Below are 25,219 nucleotides of genomic sequence, written 5' to 3' on the forward strand. Positions count from 1 at the left end.
TTATGCATGAATTGGACGATTATCGGTAGCAGCCAAAGCAGCTTCTTTAATCGCTTCTGCAAATGTTGGGTGAGCATGAGACATGCGTGTCAAATCTTCTGCCGATGCACGGAACTCCATTGCTGTAACTCCTTCTGCAATCAAATCTGCAGCGCGTGCTCCTATCACATGGAAACCTAAAATCTCATCGGTGTTTTTATCTGCCAAGATTTTTGCAAATCCGTCTAGATCCATCGAAGCACGAGCTCTACCCAATGCTCTGAATGGGAAAGTTCCTACTTTATAATCAACGCCCTCTTCTTTCAATTGTTCTTCTGTTTTTCCAACTCCGGCAACTTCTGGCCAAGTATAAACAACTCCAGGAATTAAATTATAATTGATGTGTGGCTTCTGACCAGCCAATTGTTCAGCAACCAAAACGCCTTCTTCTTCGGCTTTGTGTGCCAACATTGCCCCAGCAACAACATCGCCAATAGCGTAGATATTCGGAATATTGGTTTGTAAATGTTCGTTGGTTTTGATGCGACCTCGCTCATCAACTTCGATTCCAACATTTTCTAATCCTAACGATCCTGTATAAGCTCTACGACCAACCGCTACTAACGCATAATCTCCTTCCAAAACAATTTCTTCGCCTTTCTTGTCTTCTGCTTTCAAAGTAACTTGATCTCCTGTGTTTTCTACCGCAGTTACTTTGGTCGAAGTGTAGAATTTCATGCCTTGTTTTTTCAATACCTTGGTCAATTCTTTAGATAAAGCTCCATCCATACCAGGAATTATACGATCTGCAAATTCCACGACCGAAACTTGTGCACCCAAACGCAAATAAACCGATCCCAACTCCAAACCGATAACTCCGCCCCCAATCACAATCAAATGATTTGGCACTTCTTCTAATGATAAGGCTTCGGTAGAAGTGATGATTCTTTTTCCGTCGCAAGGCGCAAAAGGCAATTCAGATGATACAGAACCTGTTGCGACAATCGTGTATTTCGCTTCGATTTCTTGAGTCGAGGCGTCTGCTGCTGTAATGGTAATATGCGTAGCGTCTTTGAACGATCCGGTTCCTTCGTAAAGATCAATTTTGTTCTTATCCATTAAGAATTTGATCCCCGCTACTGTCTGCTCGACTACTCCTTGTTTACGAGCAATCATTTGTGCAAAGTTTACTTTTGGTTCATCGATTTCGATTCCATGCTCTTTGAAATGAGTTTTTGCATCGTGAAAATGATGAGATGAATCTAATAAAGCTTTCGATGGAATACACCCAATATTGAGGCAAGTTCCTCCTAAGCTTTGTTTTTCTATGATCGCTGTTTTGAAACCCAATTGAGCGGCACGAATTGCGGCTACATATCCTCCAGGTCCTGAACCAATTACGGCTACATCGTAAGAATTCATATACTGATTTTTTTTGATTTTATAATTTAAAGAAACAAATATAAAGATTCTCTAACGGATTAGGGTAGAATTGTGGTTGAAATTTGTTAGTTGTGAGTTTTGAATGATGAGTGATAAGTGATGAGTCATGGGTGATGAAATATTTTTTTTAAAAAAAACTCTTCAAAACAGGTTCGAAGAGTCTTTATATCCAATTTATATCAATCAATTTTAGAAATTCATCAAAACAGATCCCCAACTAAAACCACTACCAAAGGCAGTTAACAGCAAAAGATCGCCTTTATTCAGTCGGCCTTCTTGCTTGGCTTCGCTCAAGGCAATTGGGATAGACGCTGCGGTGGTATTCCCGTATTTCATAATGTTGTTGAAAACCTTTTCGTCTGGTAAACCTAATTGTTTTTGTACAAATTGCGAAATGCGCAGGTTTGCTTGATGCGGAATAAACAAATCCAAATCTTCTGGGGTCTTCCCGGCATCTTTCAACGCTTCTTGAATTGATTCTGGGAAACGCGTAACGGCATGTTTGAACACATAATTACCATTCATATAAGGATAAATCTCTTTCTTAGTAAGTCCGTTATCTTCTTCTAACATCACATCGCTCCATCCGTATTTTGTACCTGGGAAAAGCACGGCCAATTCTTCGGCATATTCCCCTTCTGCGTGCAGGTTGGTCGCGATGATTCCGCGATGATCATCCTCAGCTGCCGATACTACAACCGCTCCTGCTCCATCTCCAAATATCACCGACACCCCGCGTCCATCATCCGAAAAATCCAATCCGAACGAATGAACTTCTGCACCGATTACCAAAATATTTTTGTATTGTCCGGCTTTAATGAATGCATTGGCAGTAGAAAGTGCATAAATAAATCCAGAACATTGATTGCGAATATCCATTGCGCCAATCGTATCACAGCCCAGTTGGCGTTGAACCAAAACACCATTTCCAGGGAAATAATAATCTGGAGAAAGGGTCGCAAAGAGTATGAAATCGATATCTTTTGCCGTCATCCCGGCGTCTTCTAATGCATTTTTTGCTGCGATTACGCCCAAATCTGATGAGGTCACTCTCGATTTGGGTGCAATATGTCGCCTTTCTTTTATCCCCGTTCTCTCGGTAATCCACTCATCGTTTGTGGTCATCAATTTTGCTAAATCATCGTTGGTTACGACTCTTTCTGGTACGTAATGTCCAACTCCTTTTATTACTGATTTTATCATCATTGTTACACGTTACAATTTTGCAAATTTAACATAAAATCAACGGATGTGGATTAAGTTTTTATCAGAATTTCAGTTTGATTAATTTCGAAATGATAAATTATCGGTAAAAAAAAAACAGTTTTTAAATTATAAAATGACAGATCATGCAACTGAACTTGGTCTATCAATCGCCTCAGTCCTTTTAATTTTTTCGCTGTTTCTAACACTGAATTTAAATCGTTATCATTACCATCTTTCATGTATTTCTAAAAATTTTCATAAATTTTTGCTTTTAGTTTACAGGCTTTGCATAATCTGAGATTACATTTTTAAATTACTTTTAGTGAAGTTTGTAATAATCTCATGCATGCTTTTAGTCCGTTGTGAACTGGGATGATGTTAGCTGACGTTATTTTTTTCCGTTTGGTTTATCAATTCAAAGCATAATTTGTCAATATTGCTCGCTTTTATATGATAAGCAGAAAGGTTTGAAAGTATTATTATCGCTGTTTTATCGTTGGTGTTTAGAATCATAGAAGAAGAATACCCTCCAGTTCCTCCATTATGCCAAAATAAATCTTCTCCATTATTAGATTTCAAAATATGCCAGCCTAAACCGATTTTCATATTTTCGTTTACTTCAAAAGTCGGTATTCTTGCTAAAGCAAGTTCTTTATTTTTGGGATCGAATTGTGCTGCTGCAAATTTTACCAAATCTTCTGTTGTAGATAAAATTCCGCCTTTCCAAATAATACGTCCCATTCCCAATTAGGCGTAATTTCTCCATTAGGATTTTGTCCTTTTACCAGTTTGTCGTTTAAATTTTTAGAGCTGGTAAATGAATTGTTCATTTTGTAATGATCAAAAACTTTTTTTTGCAATAGTTTTTGGAAAGTTGTGTTTTGTGATAATCCAAGCGTGTAACCCAATAATCCGGTTCCTAGATTCGAATACGCATTAGTTTTGATATGCTCTAGTTTCAAAAAATTTTTCAGATATTCTTCGATTTGTTTTTTTCCGTAGTTTTTGTACGGATTGGCTTGGTCTGATAAATCCAAATTTTCGGGCAAACGAGGCAATCTCGAAGTATGATTGGCTAAATCTTTGAAGTTCAGATTGATATTATCTTTAAATGGAAATGAGTAATACGGATTTATTTCATCGGTCCAATTGATTTTTTTTTCTACTACAAGCGAAGCCAAAACGGTTGACGTAAAACTTTTGTAATAGACCCGATTTTGAAAACTTTATTTTGATTTTCGATTGGTTATATTGTGTCGTTTGTTTTAATTATTCCGTAATTATTTACCTTTCCGTTTTGTAAAACTGCAATAGAAAGTTGGGTGTTGTAGGGAAAATCTTTTACTTGTGAAAAAATAATTTCGGAAATTTCTTTTGGATAATTGTTCAGATAATTTATAATATTATTCGTTGTTTGTGTTGATTCTTCATAAGGTTGAATAAAAAGACCATTTACAAAATTTTCGTTGTCAAGTGAAATATTGACGGCTAAAACCATTTTTTCGAATTTGGTTTTGAAGGTTGCACAAGTTCCTTGTTGATATTCTATAAATTCTTTGTTTTCAATTTTAGCGACTTGGTTTTTAAGTCCTTTTTAAAATTCGACCGGTTGCTCAAGAGGCAAGGCTTCTTTCATTTCAGTCGAAAAAGTATTGAAAATTTCTTTATATTTTTCTGAATTATAATTTTCTTGAAAATTTTCAATCGCAGCTTTGTAATTTTCGGTTTGAGCAAATATTGGATTCAACATCATAATATGGTTAAAATAGATAAAAGATATTTCATACGGCTATATTTTTCAAAATTTTTAAATCAGAAAAAAGGTAATAAATTCGATGGTGATAAGGGTAAAAATAAAATAAAAAAAATTCCCTCCATCAAAATAATATTCAATATTTTTTTAACATCAATACGCAATAATCTGCAGCAATCTATTTTGGTACAATTTTTTATCTTCATAATATTGCAAACACAAAAAATGTAGAGGTAAATATGAACAATAAGAAAAAAGTTGCATTAGGATCATTGCTCTTAGGAGTAATCGGGACGGGAGCTTATCTTATCAACAGTAGAAAGGAGAAGAAAAAGGTAGAATTCAAGACCGTTCAGGCGTTTGAATTGAAAAAATTTTTGGGGCGTTGGTACGAAATTGCCCGAATTGATTTCAAATACGAGAAAAATTTGAGCAATTGTATAGCCAAATATATCATAAACGATGATGGATCTTTTGTTGTCATCAATACAGGTTACGACAAGAAGAAGAAAGTTTGGAAAAAATCGGAAGGGAAAGCGAAGGTTGTAGATGAAAAAAATGGTAAATTGAAAGTTTCTTTCTTTTCTTTTTTTTATAACGCTTTGAATGTAGTTGACATAGACGAAAATTACCAAAATGCGTTACTTGCAGGTAAAAATCATGATTATTTATGGATTTTATCTCGTGATAAAGAAATAGACGACTCGGTGCGAGAACGTTTTCTGACCAAAGCAAAATCTTTGGGATACGACACCAATCGATTGCTTTGGACCTCACAAGTTCCCATAGAGAGTTAAGACGCAAAAAATCTTTAAAACAAAGAAGCCTCTAAAATTAAGTGTTTTTAGAGGCTTCTTTTTAGGATTTATTGTTGAGCGGTAAGCTCTGCAATTCTCACAATTACTTCTACCGCTTTTTCCATAGACTCTACAGGCACGTATTCGTATGGCCCGTGGAAATTATGTCCTCCTGCAAAAATATTAGGACATGGTAATCCCATGAAAGACAAACGAGAACCGTCTGTACCACCACGAATTGGTTTTATATTTGGGGTGATTCCGCAATCTTTCAAGGCTTGTTCTGCAATTTCTACCGAAATAAATTTTTCTTTTACCTTTTCGATCATGTTGTAATATTGATCGGTTACCTCTACTGTAATCACTTCATGATCGAATCGAGCTTGAATTTCTTCTGCTATTTGTTTGAACAAAGCTTTGCGAGCCTCGAACTGCTCCATATCGTGATCGCGAATAATGTAAACCAGTTTAGCATCACTCACATCTCCCTGCATGTCAGCTAAATGGAAAAATCCTTCTCGACCTTCTGTCAGTTCTGGCACTTCATCGAAAGGCAATTGCGAAGCAAATTCCAATGCAATATTAGACGCATTGATCATTTTATCTTTCGCATAACCTGGATGCACCGATTTACCTTTTACGGTTACAATACCAGAAGCTGCATTGAAGTTTTCGTACTCTAGTTCTCCAATTTCTGATCCGTCCATGGTGTAGGCCCATTCTGCTCCAAAACGCTCTACGTCGAAGAAATCTGCTCCACGTCCGACCTCTTCATCCGGGGTAAAGCCAACGGCAATTCGACCATGTTTTATTTCGGGGTGAGCAAGAAGATATTCGGCAGCGGTTACAATTTCGGCCAAACCTGCCTTGTCATCTGCTCCCAACAAGGTGGTTCCGTCGGTGGTGATGATGGTTTGACCTTTGTATTGAAGCAATTCGGGAAATTCTGATGGCGAAAGTACCATCTTCTCATTCAGCTTAATATCTCCTCCGTCATAATTTTTCCAAATCTGTGGTTTTACATTTTCACCTGAAAAATCTGGCGAAGTGTCCATATGCGCTACAAATCCGATTGTTGGAATTTCCTTTTCTAGATTTGAGGGAACATAACCAAAAACATATCCATTGTCATCAATCGAAACATCTTCTAAACCTAAATCGATTAATTCTTGATGGATATATCTTGCCAAATCCCACTGACGTTCTGTACTCGGAAACTGTTCTACAAAGGCTTCACTAGTGGTATAAACACTCACATATTTCAAAAATCGGTTAACCAATTTTTCTCTCCATTCTGTTTGCATTGCTTTTTTTTTCGTAAAATTAACAAAATATCTACCTTTAGGGTGCAAAACAACAAAAAAAATGAACAGCGAAAAGAATTTTAAAATTATCGAATGCCCGCGTGATGCCATGCAAGGAAGAAAAAATTTCATCCAAACCGGACAAAAAATAGATTATCTGAATTCTCTTCTTCAAGTTGGTTTTGAGATGATCGATGCCGGAAGTTTTGTTTCTCCGAAGGCAATACCGCAAATGGCAGACACCCATGAAGTGCTGAATTCCATAGACCGAGAAAATAGCAAATCGAAAATCTCTGTGGTGATTGCAAATCGTAACGGAGCAGAAAAAGCGGTAGCAGAAAAAAATGTCGACGTATTGGGCTACACCTTTTCGATCTCAGAAAATTTTCAACAATTCAACACCAACAAAACCAGAGAAGAAGCTTTTGCGCTTGCCAAAGAGATACAAGAAATTGCTCAAGAAGCCAATAAACAATTGATGGTTTATTTTTCGATGGCATTTGGTAATCCATACAACGAAGCCTACGATACCGCACTTGTTTTGGATTGGGTAAAACGATTTGCAGATTTAGGCATTACATCTATCAACCTCTCAGACACGGTTGGCTTGGCCGATCGAGCAACCATAGAATCCTTGTTCAACAATTTGATTCCGGCTTACCCAGAAATCGAATTCGGAGCGCATTTCCATACCGTATACGATTATTGGTACGAAAAAGTAGACGCAGCCTATGCAACTGGATGCAGAAAATTTGATGGTGCTATAAAAGGGCTTGGCGGTTGTCCAATGGCAAAAAGTGATATGGTCGGGAATATGCCAACCGAGAAACTCATCAATTACGCTACCGAGAAGAATGAAGACCTGGGATTGAATCTGTTGCATTTCGAATCGGCGTGGAATGTTGCACTGAAAACATTTGGTTGAATATAAAAATCGTTAAAACAATAATAAAAAATAGCTTGGTAAGCAAAAGAAAGCTAAATTTGCTCGCTAAGAATAAAAAGAGACCTTTATAAAATTGAATATGAAATACGTAGGAATAATTTGTACTTTGATCATGAACTTCTTTGCAATGCAAGTGATGGCACAAAATAATACTCCCACTCGCCTGGCAAAAATAGAAGGAATTGCGGCAGTTGTTGGAGAGGAAGTAGTCTTGGATACCGATGTAGAACGCGATTTCCAGATGGCCAAAGCACAAGGAATAGAAGTGAAAGATCGTTGCGAATTTTTGAACAACATGCTTCTCGAAAAAGTTTTGATCGACCGAGCAAAACAAGACACTTTGGTTACGGTAACCAACGACGAAGTACAACGCACAGTAAAAGCTCAGATCGATAATTTCACCCGACAAATTGGCTCTGAAAAAGATGTAATCGATTATTTTGGATTTAAAACAAAAGCCGAGTTGGAAAACGAACTGCAATTCTACGTACGCGACAACATCTACGCAAGAGAAAAACGCAGCCTAGTGGTCAAAGGTTTAGACGCTACGCCAGAAGAAGTTCGCGTGTTCTTCCAAGAGCATAGCGCTGAGTTACCCGATGTTAAAGATCAATACGCCCTTAGCCATATTATATTGTATCCAGAGATCGAGCCAGAGAACGAGCAAAAGATCATAGACGAGCTCAACGAAATCAAAAAAGAAGTAGAAGAAGGCGCTAGTTTTGCAACAAAAGCTATCTTGTATTCGGAAGATCCAGGTTCATCGTCAAACGGTGGACAATATCTGAAGGTAAAACGCGGTACAATGGTAAAAGAATTCGACGCCGTTGCATTCAACCTAGAAGAAGGTGAAATTTCTGAGCCTTTCAAGACCGATTATGGTTATCATATCATACAACTCGAGAAACGTAAAGGTCAAGAATTAGATTTACGCCACATCCTCATTACGCTAAAACCTACCGAACAGGAAATCGAAAAAACCGTCAACAAATTGGATTCGATCCGATTGATGATAAACGAAGGTAAAATAAGTTTCAAAGATGCGGCATTGCGTTTTTCTGATGACAAATACACCAAATACAACGAAGGTAACTTGATCAATCCGCAAAGTGGAGAAGATCGATTCGAACGCAACGAACTCTCAACCAATCTTTCTAATAACCTCATAGGGTTGCAAAACCAAGAGTTATCAGAGGTATTTGTGGATGATTACGAAAACAAAAAAGTGATTCGTTTGATACGCCTCAATGAATTCATCCCAGAACATAAAGTAAATTACGCACAAGATTATTCGTTGTTGAAGCGTTTCGCAATTCGATACAAAGAGCAAGATGTCTTGATGAATTGGGTGCGCAAACAGGTTCCGCATACTTTTGTGAAAATTGGTGATGATTACAAATCATGCGATTTCGAAATCAACTGGGAAACTAAATAAACCATCTAGTAGTGATGAAAATACAAGTCCAATCTTTTCGGTTGGACTTTTTTTATGATGAAAATTCAGCAAGAAAAAAGAAGTCCAATTCTCAAAAAAAAATGTCAGCCCAAGCTTTTCTCTTAGGCTGACACGAATTTGTTTTTTATAGAACTGCTTTCGAGGCGTTTTTATTTGTACTTATTTTTATATCATTTAAAAGTTTTCCAATGCGGATAAAGGATCGCTAAGCCATATCCGAAAAAGAAAAACAAGGCAAAAAGCGTAAGCAATGTGCCATCGGGCATGAATTCTGGTTGAACACAAGTAGCTAGAAAAAGTGAACCTAATACTAAATAAACTCCAATTTTGCGGTACATATAGGTGAGCCCCAAACCAACCAGACTGATGATAGCAAAAATAATGGTCGTAATAGGATACCAACTGGGCATTTCTGGCGCCTCGACATTGAGGAAATCTCTAAAGAGATAATCATTGGTTACATACAACATGATACCTCGATACAGCAAACTTGCCAAAATAAGCAACATAATGACCATCAATACATTGAACCAAACTGTTCTTTTCTTTTCCATATAATAATTTTAAAAAAGGAAATCATATCCTTTGAGACTTAACCTTTCAAATTTTTCGGCATCGAAGCTATACAATTTTGCTATTTTTCGATGTTCTTTTGGGTCGGTTGTGTTACCGGTTTCGAAGATCAAATTCGAATTGAAAATCTTTTTTCTAAAGTTACGTTTATCCAAATCTCTATCCAAAGCTTTTTCGTACAAACTTTGCAACTGTGCAATTGTAAATTCTTTGGGCAACAAATTAAATCCGATTGGTCTACGTTTTACCCGACGCTTTATCCGTTCTTTGGCGTAGCTTACAATTTCGTTATGATCGAATGCCAAATCTGGTATATCGTTGTATTTCACCCAAACGCCACCACGCTCTGCGACCTGTATTTCTATTTCTGGCGTTAGCTTTAGAAGGGCATAATAGGCTACGTTGATTACTCTACCCAGCGGATTTCGAAACACTTTCACAAATGCCTTGAGCTGCTCGATATACAAATTTTGAGGATTGATCCCGATGCGTTCGTGCAACATTTCGCGAATGATCATTTCGTTGGTTTCGTTTGGCGCAACATATTTACTCGGCAAAGACAAAGCGTTTTGGTACGGTTCATCTTTTTTGCGGTAAATGAGGATTTTGAGGTCCTCTCCATCAAATCCGAATAAAACCAAAGCCGAACTCATCGCGATGTCGAAATAGCGTTTTCTTTCTTCCTCGGTCATGACGAAATGTTATTTTTTTATAGAAAAATCACTCGAAAATCGAATGCATCAAACGATTCTTATCGTTGAATGATTCTTCTAGAGAGATTGTAGATTCGGTGCGCAATACGTCGTCTATCTGATCTATTCTGTAGATTACTTCTTTAGCATCAGAGATGTCTCTGGCTCTTATTTTACAGAAAATATTGTATTTGCCCGAAACCACATGCACTACGGTAACGTTCGGAATTTTGTACAATTCGTCTATTACTTTTTGGGTTTTGTTGGTTTTAGTCAAAAGGATTCCGACATACGCCACAAACTGATACCCCATTTTCTCGTAATCGATGATTAAGGTAGAACCTTTTATGATGCCTGCTTCTTCTAATTTTTTCACCCGAACATGAATTGTTCCGGCAGAAACATTCATTTTTTTAGCGATTTCGGTAAATGGCATTCGTGTATTATCGATCAGAAACATGAGTATTTTTTTGTCAACTTCATCAATTAAATAATTCATTTTAGTGTTTTTTGATTTTATTATTAATATGATAAATAAAATTGATTTATTTAGCAAAATTATAAATAAATGTATTATTTATCCAAAAAAACATTATATGATATATTTAATATTTTAGCTTTGTTTTTCACAAAGTTCTGATGAGCTTTCACTTTTGTTTGTTTGCTTGAGTTTATTGATTTTCATATTCAATAAACTCTTTTTTTTATTAGAATCGCACCAAACCATTTCGTTTAGATTTTTTATTTTCTAAATACTTTTTGTCGCTTACTTCTTGCGAATCTGCCTTGCGAAACGATAACGGTTTTGGCTCATTGACCAAGGTATCCAACTGAAATTTGAGGTAAACCGAATCTGAAATATTGGTAGGATTATTTATTTTTTTAGTTCGTAAATCGTTGATAAAATTTACAGAATCTTGGATTTGTTCTTTTCGCTCATCTCCTCTTACACGTTTGAAAACCTCACCAAACGTGTCGAAAGAGGTGTTGTATGAAATCCCCGCACCAAAACTCTGGTTGAGCTGATTGACGTTTCCGGCCTGTACACCAAAGGTTGTTGGGCGCGTAAACGCATTGAGCATAAGCGAACCATTGTTCAGACGAGAAATATCGTATTGCAAATTCATATTCCCATCAAAATTCTCTTGGTATTCGTTGGTTACTGCCATACCATAAGACCCCGAAATACGCAAACGGTTGTTGATTTGGTACGAGAGTGAATACCGCAATTTGTCGTTGGTATAACTTTGATCAGAACCGTCGATGTATTGAATGTCTAATTCTACACCACCCAACAACGAGGTGAGCGCGCCGGCGATTGCCGACAGCCCCAAATCGGCTCCACTATCGATCAATCCCGATTCTAAGCTCGAGGTGAGGGTGGCGGTGTTACCAAACTTACCAGTCATCAAAATATAGACGAATTGCATTGTTTCTTCGTCTGGATTGTTGGAGAATCGAGATGCCAACTGGGCATTCATATCCGAACTACCGCGCGGAATCTCAATACCATAATTGATTACCGGACTACTCAAGTTTTCTTGAATTTCGATGATTAATTGTACATCGTATAGTTGAGACAGCCCCACACCTAAATATTCTCCCACATTCGAAACTGTACGCTCGTAAACGGCGGTAATATCGAGGTTGGCGTCTAACGGATTTCCAGAGAAATTGATGCTGCTTCCTTTGCGTATGCTAAAGTCTTTGTTGAGCAATGGAATTCCTGATTGTCTGAAACTGTAGGTTCCAGATTCTATGACATAATTTCCATCGATATTGAATCCAGCGTTATCCAATTTCACACTCAAACCTTCTGCTGTACCACGAGCGGTTGCCATATCGTTGGTCGCGGCATCGAGTACCAAGTTGATTTTGGCGGTAGGATAAGCATTCACCAACATGTCGATCGACATTCCTTTTGGTGCCGTACGTTCTTCTTCTGGCACTTCTTCGATATCTTGTTCGGGTACAAAACGAACCAAACGTTTCTTTTCTTGTTCAATTACTGTGCTACTGGTATTGATGGTGAGCTCAGAATTTTCTTTGATATCAGCTCTTGCTACAATATCTAAACCTGCAACGGGTCCGAAAATATCGAAATATCCATCGGCAAACACTCGTCCGTAGAACAAGTCATTGTCCTTCATGGTGGTATTCATGACCAATAAATTGTTCGATGTGAACGACAAGTTGAGGAACCATTCTGAGAAACCTCTGAATAAGATTGCGCCATCAACCAAACCTTTTGTTTTATAAAATGTATCGGTAAAGGTAATATTATCGAGCATTATCGTACCTTGACTGCCACCTTCTTTGGCTACGTGAATGGTATTGGTACCTGCAAAGAGGTAATCGGTTCCGAGGTATAGGAATTTGAAGCCTAAATCTCGTACGCGCATATCGCCTTCGAAATTTGGCTCGGTAATTTTACCAGTAAAATCGACTTCGCCCGAAATGGCTCCTCGCATATTCGCAAAAACCGACGATAAAAATCCTTCAACAAATCCGATATTGAAATCGTCGAAGTTGGCAACCAAATTCAGCTCAGGCGTTTCTGGATTGTTATCGATGAATCCGTTGATGTACAACGACTGTATCAGACCTTGTTCCAAAGATAGCTCCACATCAAACACATTTTGCACATTGTTGTAACCACCATTGAGAGCCAAATTTCCTAATTGGTATTCATTCAGCTCTAGATTATCGATGGTCATCGCCAAGGTAGGTTTCAATTCGTTATGGGTTCGTATCACATTCACGTCACCATTGGCAACACCATCTACACTGATGCCTTTCAAAAGATCTTTCGGAATAAGCTGCGACAGTACCAAGTTTTGGAAATTTCCGTCGAATTTGAAATCTTCATTATTATTATAAACACCACTTACCAATAATTGCTGATTGGCGTAATTGAGCGAGATATCCTCTACGGTCATGCGTTTGGTATTCATATCGAGGATTATCTTATTGGTATCGGGTGAATTTTCTTTATTGATGGTCCACACGGTTTCTTCTAAGTTGAAAGTAGAAGGCGCAAAACCAAATTCTAGAATATGACGGTCTTGTAAGGTATGGAATAAATTCAGATCAAATTTCATCGGGTTGTCGATGGCGCCTACGTTGAAGTTGGCGTTGATCATCAACGTGTCGTTTTTAGGAATCGAATTGATATCGATTTCTCTTACCGCTATGGTATTGATGAGCAAACTATCGACCTTTGCATTGATCATATTTTCGTCTACTGTCGTGTCCAAATTCAACAAGGCATTATAAGCTTTAATATTGCCATATGCGATAGCATCGGAGTCTATATTTGCCTGAAATGTATTTTGGTCGCTATTGATATACGCCTTCACCGAAGTGTCTGGCGCAATAACAATATCTGGATTGAAGTAGGCTAAAATGTTATCTTTGATGAGTAAATCTACCGTGAATTCTTGGTTGGGCGAAACTTGTTTTGCTCTGAACGATGGCACGATCGGCACCAAGGTATTGTTTACGGCATCTGCAATTTCGGTCAGGACAAAGCGTCCGTTGATTTCTCCTTGTATATATTCTGGAATATTGACGTTTAGGTTTTTAATTCCATTAGAAATTTTAGAATCTATAAAAGCCGAAGCGACATTCAAAGTATCGGTTTTAGAACGGAAATACACATCGTGTATGGCTAAAGTTCCTACAAAATCATTGAGGTTGGTAAGCGAGAAATCGCCTTTCAGCACTCCTCTAATTATAGCTCCGATATTCTTGGTTAAACCTAAATAATCGAGGTCGATGTAATTGAGTGTGGTATCAAAGTTTAATCGATACGGTTTACCGCTAAAGTCTATATGACCGTCAAAATCGGCTTTTAGGTGCGGGTCGTTGATAAGAAATTTTCCATTGTAGGTATAATTTTTCAACAAACCGTTCACGGTAAGATTTTGATAACGTTTTCCCATCAAATCAAGATAGGTTAATTTCCCATTGACATCGAGTTTGATGTTGGCCAAATCTGTGCCTACACCATCAAAGTTCAAACGTCCAGAGGTGTAGCCTAAATCTTTTACTTCTGTAATTTGGCGCAAATTGAGGTTGTTGGCATCAACTGTACCTTTGTATCGCAAATTTTTCGAATCAGAATAATTAGAGATCAACGCATTGATATTGGCTCTTCCCAAACCGGTAATAGCATTCCCTTTGATCAAAATATTTTGCGGGTCGAGGTCGATATTCCCATCATAATTCATCGAACCAAATCGATCGATGAATACTGGTAAATTGCTGGCGATGAAAGTGGGCAATAATTTTTTGAGTTTCTGATAAGATGTTCGCACCTTCAATTGATTGCTATTCATTCGCAAATCACCATCCAACATATTGGTCAGCTGAAGGTTACGTGCAGCAATATAATTATCTTCACCAACCAATTCCAAATTGGTAAAAACCATTTTGTTCAATGGGCCATAAACTTTACCAAAAATATGAACTGTTGAATTTTTATCGAAATTTGTAGCAAAATAGCGAATATCTTTGAAATTAACATACGAACCATTCTGTATGTCTGCATTCCAAACGACTTTGTTCACAAAATCGCTCAATGCGTTTTCGGCAGAAGTATCCAACAGCAAATCGCCTTTCAGATTCGAATCATTGGTTTGCAACGAAAGCTCGTCTACTCGAATTTCTTTTTGGTTGTAAACCGCCTTCCCCGAAAGATTTTTCACCACATAATGTTCACCTCTTCGCATGGTTTCGAACGCTAATTGTTTCACATCTGCCGTGATATCGCCATCGACCATAGAAAAATCTCGGATGTCTGCATTCAATTTTTTTGCATCTACCCAAACCTGATCTTGTGGCAATTTGTTTTCGTTGCGCAACAACAATTCACCATTTTTTATGATCAGATTTCCGTCCAAGGTAAAGGGCGAAGGTTCTTTTTCTTCTTTACTCGAAAATGAATTGATGAATTTCATAAGATTGGCAATCGAATCTCCTTTATAGGTGATGATCTGAAATTTTGGTTCGTTCAACTGTATTTCATCCAAATCGATTTTATTCTCTTTGTTGATGACGAGATTGTTGAGCAACGACCAAATATTCATGCTCGTCTCCATCTGTTTTACCTGTAAGAACTCCAAACCGCGATCATCTTTGGTGCTCAAACCATTGAGATAGATTCGACCAAAAAAATCTATATCAACACTCTCCAGTGCAATTTGAGTATGGAATGTTTTGTTGAGTTCGACCACTGCTTTTTTCGCTGCCCAAGTTTGCACAGCCGGAATTTGAATAGCTATGGTGAGCGACAACATCAACGTAAGTATGACGATGAATAACACCAAAATCACTCTTCCTATTCTTCTTACTATTTTCAATGCTTTTTTATTTCGATATTTGCACCGTAAAAATAATTATTTTTTTTGTCCTACGAAATGCAAATTAGAAACATGATACTTGCCATTGAATCTTCGTGCGATGACACTGGTGCTGCAGTTATTGCCAACAGCAAAATTCTCTCCAATGTTGTTGCCAACCAAGAAATTCATCAAAATTATGGTGGAGTTGTTCCCGAATTGGCTTCTCGCGCGCATCAGCAAAACATTGTCCCAGTGATCGATCAGGCTCTGAAAAAAGCGCAGATTTCCGCAAAAGAGCTCAAAGCAATAGCCTATACTCGCGGTCCTGGATTGATGGGTTCTCTCTTGGTCGGCAGCAGTTTTGCTAAATCTTTGAGCCTATCGCTCAATATTCCGCTTATCGAAGTCAATCACATGCAAGCCCATGTTCTGGCACATTTCATAGAAGATGCGAATGATTGTAAACCTACTTTTCCTTTTCTGTGCCTTACCATCAGTGGCGGACACACGCAAATCATCAAAGTGAATGATTTTTTTGATTTTGAATTGATTGGAGAAACCATAGACGACGCCGCTGGCGAAGCCTTCGACAAAGCGGGTAAAATCTTGAATCTCCCCTATCCTGCGGGACCAATCATCGATCAGAAAGCAAAATTAGGAAATCCGAATCGCTTCATATTTTCGAAACCAAAAGTAGATGGCTACAACTTCAGTTTTAGCGGACTCAAAACGGCTATTCTTTATTTCATTCAAAAAGAAACCAAAGAAAATCCTCGTTTCATCGAAGAGAATATCTTAGATATTTGTGCTTCTATACAACATACCATTGTAGAAATTTTGATGGAGAAATTGAAAAAAGCAAGTGATGATTTCGGTATAAAACAGATTGCCATTGCTGGCGGCGTCTCGGCAAATTCGGAAATTAGAGCGCGATTGAAAGAAGCTGAAAAGAGTCTCGACTGGACGACATACATCCCGAAATTTGAGTACACCACAGACAATGCAGCGATGATTGCCATGGTGGGACAACTGAAATATGAACGTGGCTTGTTTGGTGAAATTACCGATCGTTCAACTCCAAAATATACATTCTAATGAAATTATTTATTGGTGAAATCGTAGAAAAAACAGCCTACCTCAACGAAGAAGAAAGTCATCATTTTGCCAAAGTTCTTCGGGGTAAAGAAGGCGACATCGTGCATGTTACCGATGGCGAAGGAAGTTTGGCCGAAATCGAAATCTATTCGATTACCAAAAAAAGAGTTGAAGGAAAAGTCTTGAACATCAAGCGAGAATTCGAAAAGAAAAACTATCAACTGCATATCGCCATTGCTCCTACCAAAACCATAGAACGCCTGGAGTTTTTCTTGGAGAAAGCAACCGAAATTGGGATAGATGAAATTACATTTTTGCAAACTTTTCATTCTGAGCGTAAAACCATCAAACGTGAACGCCTAGAAAAAATCGTACAATCGGCAGCAAAACAATCGCTCAAAGCCTATCTACCCAAGGTAAACGATATGGTAAAATTCAACGATTTTATAAAACAAAATTTCGAAGAGGCGACGCGTTGCATTGCCCATTGCCAAACTGTTGTGACCCGAATTTCTTACAAGACATTACTGCAATCAAAACCCAATAATATCGTGTTGTTGATCGGCCCAGAAGGTGATTTTTCGAACGAAGAAATTGCCTTGGCAGAAAGCAACGGTTTCACAGGAATCAGCCTAGGTCATCAACGCTTTCGTACAGAAACAGCTGCTTTGCAGGCGGTATTTGCAACCGATTGGAGTTTGAGCGATTAAGGCTTGTCGTCGTTTTCGCTCCACTCATCTTGTTCAAAACCAGCGTTTTGATTGAGTTTTTGCGCAATCTTTTTTTGATTTTCAGATGAGGGTAATTCTTGTATTTTTCGCAATTCTCGCTCGATTGCTCGCGTTCTCACACCTGCATGATCGATGGTATTCGAGGCTTCTTGTAGCTTCTTTTTGGTCTTTTCTAAAATAGTTCCGAATTTCACAAATTCGGTTTTCACCACGCTCAACAAATCCCAAACTTCCGAGCTTCGCTTCTCGATTGCCAAGGTTCTGAAACCCATTTGCAAACTATTGAGTAATGCGCTCAAGGTTGTGGGACCTGTAATGGTAACTTTGTACTCTTTTTGGATTTGTTCGAACAATCCTGGAATTCGCAATACTTCTGCATACAAACTCTCAAACGGTAAAAACATAATCCCATATTCTGTTGTATTGGGCGGATCGATGTATTTTTCTCTGATGTCCTTAGCATTTTTGAGGATCGCCGTACGAAAAGATTTTTTCAGCTGTTCTATTCGTTCAAGATTTCCTTCTTCGTATGCATCGACTAGCGCTTCATAATCTTCCTTTGGAAATTTGGAATCGATAGGCAACCACAATACTTTTTCGAGGTTTTGATGATTCGGCATTTTGATGGCAAATTCTACAATTGCTCCGCTGTTGGATTTGGTTTTTACGTTTTTCTCGTATTGCTCATTGGTGAGCAAATCTTCTAAAATATTCGCTAATTGATATTCACCCAAAACTCCTCTCGATTTTACATTGGTCATTACTTTTTTGATGTCGCCGACACTATTGGCAAGCGTTTGCATTTCACCTAAACCTTTGTGCACCAACTCCAAACGTTCGCTGATAATGGTAAACGAATCATTGAATCTCTTCTCGAGGGTCGATTGTAATTTTTCGTCAACGGTTTGGCGCATTTCTTCCAATTTCTTGTGATTATCTTCTTGAAGAATCGTGAGTTTTCTTTCGACGGTTTCTCTTATTTTTTCTAGTTTGGTTTCGTTTTCGATACGGATTTGCTCTTGTTTGGCATTCAAATCCAAAAACTTTTCGCGTTGCAACGCATTGAGTTCTTTGATATGGTATTGAAATTTCTCTTCAAAAGAATTCAGATTTTGACTGAGTTCTGTACGATTATGCAAAAATTCGGTGCGTAACAATTGATCGAAATTGGTCAAAGACGATTGAATTTTGTTGAACTCTATCAAATGATAATCTGTTGCCTGATTTGTTTTTTTACTGAAAAACCAATAAAATGCAATTGCGAGTAAAACAATCAACAAGAATATGCATAAATAAATCCAAACCATAAAAACATAGAAAATTAAAAATCAATATATTATAATCAATAATTTAAAATACAACTTTAATCACAATTACCATTAATATCGCAACTGAAACCTTTGGAATTTTGGAGTTCAATCGATGGATTTTTCTCTTTCCATTCACCGAAAGATTTTTCTAAAGTTTCTAAAAACACCTCAGCTGGTTGCGCTCCTGAGATGCCATATTTTCTATCGAAAACAAAAAACGGAACTCCGCGCACGCCAATATTTTGGGCCTCTTGAATATCTTGTTTCATTTGGTACAGATAGATTTCATCATCAAAAGCATTTTGCAATTCTTCTTTGTCCAAGCCTATTTCCACTCCCAATTCTGTGAGGATTTTTGGGTCTGCAATATTTTTCCCATCGGTGAAATACGCCTCGAACAATCGCTCTTTCAATTCATCGGCCAACCCTTTGGTTTTGGCAAACTGAATCAATCGATGGGCTTGGGTTGAATTTGCCGTGATGATTTTTTCGAAATCGAAATTCAAACCTGCATCTTTTGCCATTTGCGTTATATTGGCGAGCATTGTCGCAACTTGCTCACGACTCATTCCTTTACGCTGAACCAAATAATCGATTTGATTTTCTGTAGAATTTGCTGGAATCGTTGGATCCAACAAAAAACTCTTCCACTCGATTTCAAGCTGATTCTGGTTGTCAAATTTCGACAAAGCCTCTTCGAAATGTCGTTTGCCGATGTAACAAAAAGGACACATCACATCGCTCCAAATTTCTATTTTCATCTGATTTTTTATTATAAATTAACTTTTATATTTTCTCGACTCTGATCGACGAAAAGCCCATTCTTGTTTGTATTTGATCCATTTTTCTTTGCCAATTTTTCGACAAATTTTATCGGTATAGCGCATAATAAAGACATGATACAACATGTCCAGAAAATTACTCAACCGCACTGGACTTGGCATCTCTCGCAACGACATCGAAAAACCTGGCTCTAAATACCGATTATAATGCCACCAACCTTTGGGAATGTACAACAAATCGCCATGTTCCATCATCACTTCGAAACCTTTCGCATTTTTCAGAGCAGGATATTTTTCGTAATCTGGATGGTCGTAATCGATGGTTTCGATGGTGTGCACCGAAAGTGGAACTTTGTACAGAGCCTGAGATTGCTTTTGGTCGAACAACAAAATTCGTTTTTTCCCCTCGAAATGGATATGAACGAAATCGCTCATATCTACATCATAATGCATCAAAACATGTGCCTGATTGCCTCCAAAAAACAAAGTAGGAAGTCGTTTGAAAAATTTAATCCCGAGATCTGGATAAGTAAAATTTTTCAACAATTCGGGTAGACGATCGGTGATGATGTAGAAAAAAATGCGTTTATCGCTAGACGATGTCTGGATTTCGTCGAGGTATTCGTCCATCTTCATGTATGTAGCAGGAGCATCAGAACTTTTGTTGGCATCTGCAGGTTTGTTGTCGTATATCGGAACTTCTTGCCCTTTAGTTTTAGCTTTTATGTAATCGAAATTCCATTTATCAAAGGCTTGCCATTGTTTGGCATAAGCTTTAATGAGCAACGGAATTTGCTTTTTACGATATTGCTGTATAAAATCTTCCTTGGAAATAGCATCGACTTCTTCTACCCTTTCTAAAATCATAAATGTAGATTTTCTGGATTAAAAGTATAAAAATATAAACAGTTTACCGCACAAAATATTGTTTTTGGCTTACAATTTGAACATTCTAGAAAAAAATTATAAAACTTGATGATAATGAAAAATATTAAAATTGGTATTTTGAGTTTAGGTTTAATGGCTTTCGGACTGAGTTCTTGTGCTACAACCAACCAAGCAGAAAACAACCAAGAAAAGACCACCAATCTCTCGCTATTTGGCTCGTGGACATTGACCGACATCAAAGGTCATAAAATGAATGAAGCATTCCCCTCGAAAACACCAGCCATAACTTTTGAACCGATAACCAAAAAATTTACAGGAAACTCTGGTTGCAACAACATTTTCGGAAGTTTCACCACTAGCAATAATCATATTAGCTTTGGAAATGCAGCCTCTACAAAAATGTACTGCGAGGGCGTAAACGAAGATGCTTTTTTATCTGCATTCAATTCGGTGACGAGTTATACAATCAAAGGCAATACGTTGACCTTACTCGACTCGAATCAGCAAACGGTATTGAAATTTATGAAGAAATAACAGCAAAATAAATTGCTGTTATTTTGTTATTTTCTGCATCCATATCCCAATTTGAGCTACATTTGTAGGAAAAAAAATTTCTTGAAGTCTATAATTTCATATCCACTTACCATCATATTTTACATAGCATTTGGTTTCACTTTGTTGTTATTTCATGTTATCCAGATGATAGCATACCATTTATTTGGCTATCAAGGTCATCACAACAGTGTAAAAGCCATGAATTGGACATTGATGCAATGCACCAAAATATTGGGAACCTCTTACAGCTTTTCGGGCAAAGAAAAAATCCCCAAAAATGTGCCCATCGTATTTGTATCCAACCACCAAAGCATGTACGATATTTCACCTATCGAGTGGTATTTAGAATCATTTCATCCGAAATTCATCAGTAAAAAAGAATTAGGCAAAGGCATTCCTTCGGTGTCGTACAACTTACAAAAAGGAGGCTCTATCCTCATCGATCGAAAAAATGCAAAAGAATCCTTGGTACGAATCAAAGCTTTGGCGCAATACATCAAAAAGAATAATTATGCTGCTGTCATCTTTCCCGAAGGGACTCGAAGCAAAGATGGAATACCGAAACCTTTCAAAGAAAGTGGACTGAAAATTCTTACCAAATATGCCAACAACGGCTATATAGTTCCCATCACGCTCAACAATTCTTGGAAAATGCAACAGCGAAACTTCCCGATGAATTTAGGCGTCAGCATCACCTTAGACTGTCATGAACCCATTGTCATTTCTGGGACAGATTTTGATGAGTTATTAAACCAAACCGAATCTGTGATCAAAAGTAAAATTATTCACCCAAAAAACTAAAAACAATGTCTATCTATAATGTAAGAAAAGAAGTCATGTTGTTGATCGAGAAAGACGTAGATCGATACATGGATCAATACCTGATTCCGGTAGAAAAGATTTGGCAACCCTCAGATTTTCTACCCGATTCGCAAAGTGATAATTTCTACGACGAAATAAAAGAACTGCGAGAATTGGCTAAAGATTTACCCGATGATTTTTGGGTAACATTAGTTGGCGATACCATTACAGAAGAAGCCTTACCAACGTACGAATCATGGTTGATGCAACTAGACGGTGTGCATCGCCAAGACGGCGAATACCAAGAAAATGGCTGGGCAAAATGGATAAGACATTGGACAGGTGAAGAAAACAGACATGGCGATATTTTGAATAAATATTTGTATCTCTCTGGAAGAATCAATATGCGAGAAGTAGAAATATCTACACACCATTTGATCAACGACGGATTTGATATTGGGACGTCGCACGATCCTTACCGAAACTTTGTTTACACGAGTTTTCAAGAGTTAGCGACATACATTTCTCACAACAATGTAGCCAGAATTGCGAAACAATACGGAGCAAAAAACATTGCCAAAATGTGCAAAATAATTGCAGGCGACGAAATGCGTCACCACCTAGCCTATTGCGAATTTGTGAGAAGAATCTTCGAGGTAGACGCAAGCGAAATGATGTTGGCAGTACAATACATGTTCAAACTAAAAATTGTGATGCCTGCGCATTTTCTCAGAGAATCGGGCGATGCGATCGGTAAACTATTCGAGCCATTCTCCGATGCCGCTCAGCGATTAGGTGTATATACAGCTTTTGACTATATCGATATTATGGAAAAATTAATCGGAATGTGGAAAATAGACCAAATCACAGGGCTCACGCCAGAGGCAGAAAAAGCACGTGATTTCATCATGAAATTCCCAAGTCGAATGAGAAGAATTTCTGAACGAATTAGAATTCCTGAACATGGACCACAATTCAAATGGTTGATTCCGGCAACGGTCTAAAAGCCTTGTACCATCAAAAAAATCATGTGGTTTTCGCTTCGGGGATAATCACATTTTTTTATATTTTGCATAATTTTATAAACAAATCAACAAGAACAGGTGAATTTCATCTCCTACCTATCCATAAAAAATGAAAAAAATAGCGTCACTTTTTATTAATTCCTACAAAGGCTTGTCCAACGAATCTTGGATGCTCGCCGTGGTAATGCTCATCAATCGTGCTGGCTCTATGGTTTTACCTTTTTTGGGAATTTACATGACCGATGTTTTAGGATTCAGTTTTCAACAAGTTGGCTTTGCCTTGAGTTGTTTTGGTATTGGATCGGTCATCGGATCCTATGCTGGCGGTTGGCTAACCGATAAATTGGGTGAATTCAAGGTGCAGACCACGAGTTTGTTTCTAAGTGCCCCCATGTTTCTACTGTTGATTTTTTTCAAATCATTCGAAAGCATATCACTCATTATCTTGATACAGAGCATTATAAGCGAAACATTCCGACCTGCCAATTCGGTGGCCATTACCAAACATGCCAAGCCTAAGAATATTACCCGATCTTTCTCGCTCAATCGAATGGCGATCAATCTCGGATTTTCGATTGGCCCTTCTTTGGGCGGAATTTTATCGGGGATTTCATATGATTTTCTATTCATATTCAATTCATTAACCTATCTCTTAGCAGGTTTGGTATATTATTTCTATTTCCGAAATAAAAAACACAAAAATTCGACCGAACAGGCCGAATCGGTTGACATCAAAATCTTGAAACAAAAAGAACGCTCGCCTTATCGCGACTGGATTTTCATAGCGTTTTGCCTATTTTGTACCTTTTTCAGTATTGCGTTTTTTCAGTTTTTCAATACTCTTCCACTTTTTTACCGAGAAGTGGCACAACTCTCGCCTACTGTCATCGGTCTAATTTTGGGCTTTAATGGTCTGTTGGTGGTGTCGTTGGAGATGATTTTGGTTCATTATACCGAAAAAAGATTTACCGTCACTCAAATCATTGCAGGAGGTTCTATACTCTCTGCTCTTTCTTACACTTTTATTGGAATCGATCATTCTTTGATTTTCATTTTTCTGAGTATGATTTTTTTGAGTGTGGGCGAAATTCTAGCGCTCCCCTTCATGTCTACGGTGACTGCAATGCGCTCTGGCGTTTACAACAAAGGAGCCTATATGGGACTCAACGGAATGTCTTTTTCGCTGGCTTTTATCATTGCGCCAACCCTTTGTACCTATATCGCTGATCGATACGGATTCGATATCTTATGGTTCGGAAGTGCTATCATGCTTCTTTTCACAGCGATAGGATTTTATTTAATTATTCCTAAATTGTTTACCAATTCGAAACAAAAAACAACGATATGAAAATCTATACCAAAACAGGTGATCTGGGAACTACCAGCTTGTATGGCGGAACCAAAGTGTCGAAAAGCAATTTGAAAATTGATTCGTACGGCACTGTCGATGAACTGAATTCTGTCATTGGCCTTGTGCGTAGCTATGCCATTCCGGATTCGTATATAGACCAACTGATTGTGATACAAAAAGACTTATTCAACCTTGGAGCAGAGCTTGCAACACCAGTAGAGAAACTGATGCTTGCCAATGGTAAACCTCGCTTGAGTGCCGTTATCGAAACTGCTGACATCGAAAAATTGGAACATTGGATAGACGAGATTGAAGAAAGTTTGGAACCACTCACTCATTTTATCTTGCCTGGCGGTAGCCTTTGTTCTGCACAAGCACACTTTGCACGCACTGTTTGCAGACGAGCAGAACGCATCACGGTTGCCTTGCGAGAAGTGGAGGAGATTCGGGTCGAACTAGCTCAATACCTCAATCGCTTGTCAGACTATCTTTTCACTTTGGCTAGAGCTTTGGCTAAAATAGATGGAATCGAAGAAGTAAAATGGATACCTGGAGAATAAATGAAAGTTGCATTATTCATAAATGGTGAACCGCCAAATTTCAAGATAGACCTTCGACAATACGACTATATCCATTGCACAGACGGAGCTTTGCATTACCTTTCGATTTGGGGCATCGATCCCGACATTATTTCTGGTGACTTTGATTCTGGTGTCGTAGACGAAAATAATGAGGAAATAGAAATTATTTCGACCCCAGACCAAAATTTTACAGATTTCGAAAAAGCCTTGCAAATCCTATACACCAAAGGCGCCGAGACGGTTCATGTCTACGGAGCAAGCGGAAGGCAACAAGATCATTTTTTAGGAAATCTTTCGGGTGCTTATCGTTTCAAAGACAAAATGACTTTAATTTTTTTTGATAATTACAGTTATTATTTCTTTGCAGATAAAAAACTCGAATTAGACGGATATAAAAATCGAACAATCTCACTCTACCCTTTTCCAGAAGCTACCAATATCGTGACCAAAGGTTTGGCATATCCTTTGTCGTATGAATCATTGAATATTTTAAACAGAATCGGCACACGCAATGTTGCCACCGAAGATCGGGTAACCATTGAATACGAATCTGGCGACCTGATTGTTTTTGTAATGAATGATTAAACCATAAATTAAATCCAATAA

General features: G+C 37.9%; 23 protein-coding genes and 1 pseudogene. 11 read left to right on the top strand and 13 right to left on the bottom strand.

Annotated features, from left to right (window positions below; genetic code table 11):
- The 5 genes and pseudogenes from lpdA to BN8061_RS12050 all read right to left on the bottom strand — a co-directional run bounded on the left by lpdA (position 1) and on the right by BN8061_RS12050 (position 4,126).
- The gene (gene lpdA / locus BN8061_RS10025) at positions 1 to 1,401 is read right to left on the bottom strand and encodes a dihydrolipoyl dehydrogenase (RefSeq protein WP_068598942.1); all 1,401 of its coding nucleotides are present in this window, start codon (positions 1,399 to 1,401) and stop codon (positions 1 to 3) included.
- Between the two features lie 210 nt (positions 1,402 to 1,611).
- A complete protein-coding gene (locus BN8061_RS10030; protein ID WP_068599564.1) occupies positions 1,612 to 2,625 on the bottom strand; it encodes a 3-oxoacyl-ACP synthase III family protein in 1,014 nt (337 codons plus the stop codon).
- 381 nt (positions 2,626 to 3,006) lie between these two features.
- Positions 3,007 to 3,369, bottom strand: coding sequence for a serine hydrolase (locus BN8061_RS12310; RefSeq protein ID WP_204207204.1), 363 nt, complete (start codon positions 3,367 to 3,369; stop codon positions 3,007 to 3,009).
- A pseudogene (locus BN8061_RS12315) lies at positions 3,315 to 3,818 on the bottom strand (serine hydrolase); the annotation flags it as partial. The pseudogene BN8061_RS12315 and the gene BN8061_RS12310, both read right to left, overlap by 55 nt.
- A 56-nt stretch (positions 3,819 to 3,874) precedes the next feature.
- A complete protein-coding gene (locus BN8061_RS12050) occupies positions 3,875 to 4,126 on the bottom strand; it encodes a hypothetical protein (RefSeq protein ID WP_204207206.1) in 252 nt (83 codons plus the stop codon).
- A 494-nt stretch (positions 4,127 to 4,620) separates the two neighbouring features.
- Between BN8061_RS12050 and BN8061_RS10050 the strand changes: the two genes are divergently transcribed.
- Entirely contained in the window at positions 4,621 to 5,178 is a 558-nt protein-coding gene (locus tag BN8061_RS10050; protein ID WP_068598948.1) for a lipocalin family protein, read from the top strand.
- 68 nt (positions 5,179 to 5,246) lie between these two features.
- Here the strand turns inward: BN8061_RS10050 and pepT are convergent, their stop codons facing one another.
- Entirely contained in the window at positions 5,247 to 6,482 is a 1,236-nt protein-coding gene (gene pepT, locus BN8061_RS10055; protein ID WP_068599569.1) for a peptidase T, read from the bottom strand.
- 61 nt (positions 6,483 to 6,543) lie between these two features.
- Here pepT and BN8061_RS10060 point away from each other — a divergent pair, with 61 nt between their 5' ends.
- Positions 6,544 to 7,407, top strand: a complete 864-nt coding sequence (locus tag BN8061_RS10060) for a beta/alpha barrel domain-containing protein (RefSeq protein WP_068598949.1) — start codon at positions 6,544 to 6,546, stop codon at positions 7,405 to 7,407.
- 100 nt (positions 7,408 to 7,507) lie between these two features.
- Entirely contained in the window at positions 7,508 to 8,863 is a 1,356-nt protein-coding gene (locus BN8061_RS10065) for a peptidylprolyl isomerase (RefSeq protein ID WP_068599572.1), read from the top strand.
- Between the two features lie 191 nt (positions 8,864 to 9,054).
- Here the strand turns inward: BN8061_RS10065 and BN8061_RS10070 are convergent, their stop codons facing one another.
- The 4 genes from BN8061_RS10070 to BN8061_RS10085 all read right to left on the bottom strand — a co-directional run bounded on the left by BN8061_RS10070 (position 9,055) and on the right by BN8061_RS10085 (position 15,512).
- On the bottom strand, positions 9,055 to 9,438 hold the full coding sequence (locus tag BN8061_RS10070; RefSeq protein ID WP_068598951.1) for a hypothetical protein: 384 nt from the start codon (positions 9,436 to 9,438) through the stop codon (positions 9,055 to 9,057).
- Between the two features lie 9 nt (positions 9,439 to 9,447).
- Positions 9,448 to 10,149 (bottom strand): NUDIX hydrolase, encoded by a 702-nt coding sequence (locus BN8061_RS10075; RefSeq protein WP_068598953.1) that lies wholly within the window; start codon positions 10,147 to 10,149, stop codon positions 9,448 to 9,450.
- Between the two features lie 28 nt (positions 10,150 to 10,177).
- A complete protein-coding gene (locus BN8061_RS10080) occupies positions 10,178 to 10,648 on the bottom strand; it encodes an Lrp/AsnC family transcriptional regulator (protein ID WP_068598955.1) in 471 nt (156 codons plus the stop codon).
- A gap of 208 nt (positions 10,649 to 10,856) precedes the next feature.
- Positions 10,857 to 15,512, bottom strand: a complete 4,656-nt coding sequence (locus BN8061_RS10085; RefSeq protein WP_154662305.1) for a translocation/assembly module TamB domain-containing protein — start codon at positions 15,510 to 15,512, stop codon at positions 10,857 to 10,859.
- Positions 15,513 to 15,569: 57 nt separating this feature from the next.
- Between BN8061_RS10085 and tsaD the strand changes: the two genes are divergently transcribed.
- Together tsaD and BN8061_RS10095 are read left to right on the top strand one after the other, a co-directional pair.
- The gene (gene tsaD / locus BN8061_RS10090; protein WP_068598968.1) at positions 15,570 to 16,589 is read left to right on the top strand and encodes a tRNA (adenosine(37)-N6)-threonylcarbamoyltransferase complex transferase subunit TsaD; all 1,020 of its coding nucleotides are present in this window, start codon (positions 15,570 to 15,572) and stop codon (positions 16,587 to 16,589) included.
- On the top strand, positions 16,589 to 17,299 hold the full coding sequence (locus BN8061_RS10095) for an RsmE family RNA methyltransferase (protein ID WP_068598970.1): 711 nt from the start codon (positions 16,589 to 16,591) through the stop codon (positions 17,297 to 17,299). Before tsaD ends, BN8061_RS10095 begins: the two co-directional genes overlap by 1 nt.
- Here the strand turns inward: BN8061_RS10095 and rmuC are convergent.
- From rmuC to BN8061_RS10110, 3 genes are read right to left on the bottom strand one after another with little or no spacing between them, the layout of a single operon-like run.
- Complete coding sequence (gene rmuC / locus BN8061_RS10100; protein WP_068598972.1) at positions 17,296 to 18,627, bottom strand: DNA recombination protein RmuC; 1,332 nt, start codon at positions 18,625 to 18,627, stop codon at positions 17,296 to 17,298. The genes BN8061_RS10095 and rmuC overlap by 4 nt on opposite strands.
- Positions 18,628 to 18,683: 56 nt before the next feature.
- The gene (locus tag BN8061_RS10105) at positions 18,684 to 19,391 is read right to left on the bottom strand and encodes a DsbA family oxidoreductase (RefSeq protein ID WP_068598974.1); all 708 of its coding nucleotides are present in this window, start codon (positions 19,389 to 19,391) and stop codon (positions 18,684 to 18,686) included.
- Positions 19,392 to 19,409: 18 nt separating this feature from the next.
- The gene (locus tag BN8061_RS10110) at positions 19,410 to 20,279 is read right to left on the bottom strand and encodes a cupin-like domain-containing protein (RefSeq protein ID WP_068598976.1); all 870 of its coding nucleotides are present in this window, start codon (positions 20,277 to 20,279) and stop codon (positions 19,410 to 19,412) included.
- A 114-nt stretch (positions 20,280 to 20,393) separates the two neighbouring features.
- On the opposite strand from BN8061_RS10110, the gene BN8061_RS10115 reads away from it, so the two are divergent.
- The 6 genes from BN8061_RS10115 to BN8061_RS10140 all read left to right on the top strand — a co-directional run bounded on the left by BN8061_RS10115 (position 20,394) and on the right by BN8061_RS10140 (position 25,198).
- Positions 20,394 to 20,834, top strand: coding sequence for an META domain-containing protein (locus BN8061_RS10115; protein WP_068598978.1), 441 nt, complete (start codon positions 20,394 to 20,396; stop codon positions 20,832 to 20,834).
- Positions 20,835 to 20,915: 81 nt separating this feature from the next.
- Positions 20,916 to 21,656 carry a lysophospholipid acyltransferase family protein gene (locus tag BN8061_RS10120; protein WP_068598980.1) on the top strand — a complete coding sequence of 247 codons (741 nt, stop codon included), beginning with the start codon at positions 20,916 to 20,918 and terminating at the stop codon, positions 21,654 to 21,656.
- 5 nt (positions 21,657 to 21,661) lie between these two features.
- The gene (locus BN8061_RS10125) at positions 21,662 to 22,660 is read left to right on the top strand and encodes an acyl-ACP desaturase (protein ID WP_068598982.1); all 999 of its coding nucleotides are present in this window, start codon (positions 21,662 to 21,664) and stop codon (positions 22,658 to 22,660) included.
- A 130-nt stretch (positions 22,661 to 22,790) separates the two neighbouring features.
- On the top strand, positions 22,791 to 24,029 hold the full coding sequence (locus BN8061_RS10130) for an MFS transporter (RefSeq protein WP_068598984.1): 1,239 nt from the start codon (positions 22,791 to 22,793) through the stop codon (positions 24,027 to 24,029).
- Positions 24,026 to 24,592, top strand: coding sequence for a cob(I)yrinic acid a,c-diamide adenosyltransferase (locus tag BN8061_RS10135; RefSeq protein ID WP_068598985.1), 567 nt, complete (start codon positions 24,026 to 24,028; stop codon positions 24,590 to 24,592). Before BN8061_RS10130 ends, BN8061_RS10135 begins: the two co-directional genes overlap by 4 nt.
- On the top strand, positions 24,593 to 25,198 hold the full coding sequence (locus tag BN8061_RS10140; protein WP_068598986.1) for a thiamine diphosphokinase: 606 nt from the start codon (positions 24,593 to 24,595) through the stop codon (positions 25,196 to 25,198). It begins immediately after the preceding gene.
- The last annotated feature ends 21 nt before the right edge of the window (positions 25,199 to 25,219 follow it).

Origin of the sequence: Vaginella massiliensis (assembly GCF_900089075.1) — a bacterium.
GTDB classification, from domain to species: domain Bacteria; phylum Bacteroidota; class Bacteroidia; order Flavobacteriales; family Weeksellaceae; genus Weeksella; species Weeksella massiliensis_A.